Annotated in this window: 3 protein-coding genes; 1 reads left to right on the top strand and 2 read right to left on the bottom strand. The window is 45.2% G+C overall.

Features of this window, described 5'->3' with window-relative positions:
• Nucleotides 1–229: 229 nt before the first annotated feature.
• Complete coding sequence (locus ACQKPA_RS33155) at nt 230–742, bottom strand: AAA family ATPase (RefSeq protein ID WP_427496516.1); 513 nt, start codon at nt 740–742, stop codon at nt 230–232.
• A gap of 147 nt (nt 743–889) precedes the next feature.
• Nucleotides 890–1,339, bottom strand: a complete 450-nt coding sequence (locus ACQKPA_RS33150; RefSeq protein ID WP_216535602.1) for a MerR family transcriptional regulator — start codon at nt 1,337–1,339, stop codon at nt 890–892.
• A 173-nt stretch (nt 1,340–1,512) separates the two neighbouring features.
• On the opposite strand from ACQKPA_RS33150, the gene ACQKPA_RS33145 reads away from it, so the two are divergent.
• Nucleotides 1,513–2,364 carry an aldo/keto reductase gene (locus ACQKPA_RS33145; protein WP_427496515.1) on the top strand — a complete coding sequence of 284 codons (852 nt, stop codon included), beginning with the start codon at nt 1,513–1,515 and terminating at the stop codon, nt 2,362–2,364.
• Nucleotides 2,365–2,562 lie beyond the last annotated feature (198 nt).

Genomic DNA, 2,562 nt, shown 5'->3' with positions numbered 1-2,562 from the left:
ACTAACGTTTCCCGTTAGTGGAATACCCTGAGTAATAATTTACAATTGTAATACCATCAAACTGTGCTTCTTCTTTATATTGAATCAGTACGTTCTCTATGCTACTTACCTTGTTTAATTGTACATTCAAACGGTAACTCTAACTTCTCAACCTGTTCTCCAGACCGGTTCAGTGCAATTCAGCATTCTTATCTTATAGATTTGTTCCATGCGAAACCAGACTACACATTCAATTAGTTGGTATTGAGAACCGCTGAATAATAAAGTCTGCTGCTTGCTCGGCGGTGATGTTCGAGACATCCACTTTAGTTGTATTCACTTGTTCGTATAGAGGAATGCGCTCTAGGCTTCTTAATAATATATCTTCCGTACGATTTCCGACATCTACATCCTTAATCAGTCGTTCTTTCAATGCCTCTATACTGCATACCAAGGATATGAGATGCACTTTGCAACCTTGTGTATCAAGACGTGTAATAATCTCATCAACAATAGCTTGCTGATGCATTACCCAGCAAAAGACAATATTTTCATAAACGGTACACTTGATAAAATTATTCAAAAGGAAGCATATATTTTGCATAACCATCTCTTTGGTTTCCTCGGTCACTTGAAATGGACGCATGTCCCAGCACCAGTCCCCATCAAGAAATACGCTGTTGCTCAATTTATCCTTCATAATTTGGCAAGTTGTTGTTTTTCCTACGCCCATTGTACCGCCAATCAGAAAAATGTTTTTCATACCAAGCCCCTCTAAAATTCTTATTAGATTAACTATAGTCTCCCGTTAGTTCAATCTAGATTGATGTGAATCTTGTTCATTGCAAGCCAATCAAGAGTTTTAAACCGAAGATTTTCCCCAAAACGGTTGATGTGCTCAAAATATGTCTCACGCCTTCCGAACAGAGGGCGAGTAAAATACGTCAGCATGCATATGCTGAATTTTGTCCCAGTTACCGGGATTGGTCGTGTCTGGAGTGCGGTGCTCCAGAATGGCCTGATATAGGTCGGTTTTTTGTTCTAAATGGGCAACGTGCCGTTTGGCTTCTTCAAGCTGAACGAGCGCCGCTTCTTTATGCTCCATCATAAGTGCGAAGCGTTGCGGAATGGTCGAATCCCCTTCGAGACAGAGATCGATATACTTTTTAATGAATTCAATCGGCATCCCGGATTGCTTGAGGCATTTCACGCCATGCAGCCAGTTGATTGATTCGTCGTTGAACATCCGAATGTTGTTTTGATTACGCTGTACGCTTGGCACCAGGCCTTTATCCGTGTAAAAGCGCACGGCGTGCTGGGTGAGTCCCGTTATCTGGGCGGCTTCTTTGACCGTATACATGTCAAATCCTCCTTGGAAAATAAAGTTGTGAAGACGACTTGACTTCGTGTAGCACGAAGGTTCTAAGCTTATTGTAATGCAATTCAGCCGTAAGTGGAATTACCGCTGCAGTGCCCGATTCCCGGGATACGCGCCGTTTGCTATTATACATTTAAATACTAGGAGGAGTTAAAATGCAAAGCGTAACATTGAACAACGGAGTGAAAATGCCGATTATCGGCTTCGGTGTCTACCAGGTTCCCGATGCTGAAGAATGCGAGAACGCGGTATATGAAGCGCTGATGGCCGGTTACCGCCTGATCGACACCGCCGCCGGTTATCTGAACGAGGAAGCGGTCGGACGCGCGATCAAGCGCAGCGGCGTACCGCGTGAGGAGCTGTTCATCACGACCAAGCTCTGGGTTCAAGATGCAGGATACGAGAGTGCCAAGCTGGCGTTTGCCAAATCATTGAAGAAGTTACAGCTCGAATATCTCGATCTATACCTTATACACCAGCCGTTCGGCGATTATTATGGCGCTTGGCGTGCGATGGAAGACCTATACCGCGAAGGCAAGATCAAGGCGATCGGTGTCAGCAACTTCCTGCCCGACCGTCTGATGGACCTCATCGTGCATAACGAAATCGTACCTGCCGTCAACCAGGTTGAAACGCACCCGTTCTACCAGCAGATCGAAAGTGCCGCTTTTATGAAAGAGCAGGGAGTGCAGCACCAGTCGTGGGCGCCGTTCGCTGAAGGAAAGGGCAACATGTTCGGCAACGAAGTGCTGGCCTCGATAGCAGAAAAACACAACAAGTCCGTCGCCCAGGTCGTGCTGCGCTGGCTTGTTCAGCGTGAAGTCGTTGTTATTCCAAAATCGGTGAGAAAAGAGCGGATCGTCGAAAACTTCGACATTTTCGATTTTGAGTTGAGCGCAGACGATATGCAACAGATTGCCACCCTCGATACACGGGAAAGTCTTTTCTTATCCTACCACGATCCGAAATTCGCCAAGATGCTGGGCACCTTGAAAGTCGATCTGTAAACCTTGATCGAACCGTAAACTCATCAGGATTTTACACTCATCTATTAAGAAAGGACAGGGCACCCCTGTCCTTTTTTTACTTGAATTGCAAATTCTAAGAATAGCAAAACTGCAGCTAGTAGTGTAACGAAATCTATCTAAGCAGGTAACACACAGAAGCACCAAGATCTCCCGAACTATCCTGCCCGTTAGCTTAAT

This window comes from Paenibacillus sp. NPDC093718 (assembly GCF_050279985.1).
Taxonomy (GTDB): domain Bacteria; phylum Bacillota; class Bacilli; order Paenibacillales; family Paenibacillaceae; genus Paenibacillus_AQ.
Note: the sequence above shows the minus strand (reverse complement) of the source record. Positions and strands in the feature narration are given on the sequence as shown.

Excerpts from the sequence above, each read along its gene's own strand:
- ACQKPA_RS33155 (WP_427496516.1), bottom strand. The coding sequence starts at position 742 with ATGAAAAACATTTTTCTGATTGGCGGTACAATGGGCGTAGGAAAAACA.
- ACQKPA_RS33150 (WP_216535602.1), bottom strand. The coding sequence starts at position 1,339 with ATGTATACGGTCAAAGAAGCCGCCCAGATAACGGGACTCACCCAGCAC.
- ACQKPA_RS33145 (WP_427496515.1), top strand. The coding sequence starts at position 1,513 with ATGCAAAGCGTAACATTGAACAACGGAGTGAAAATGCCGATTATCGGC.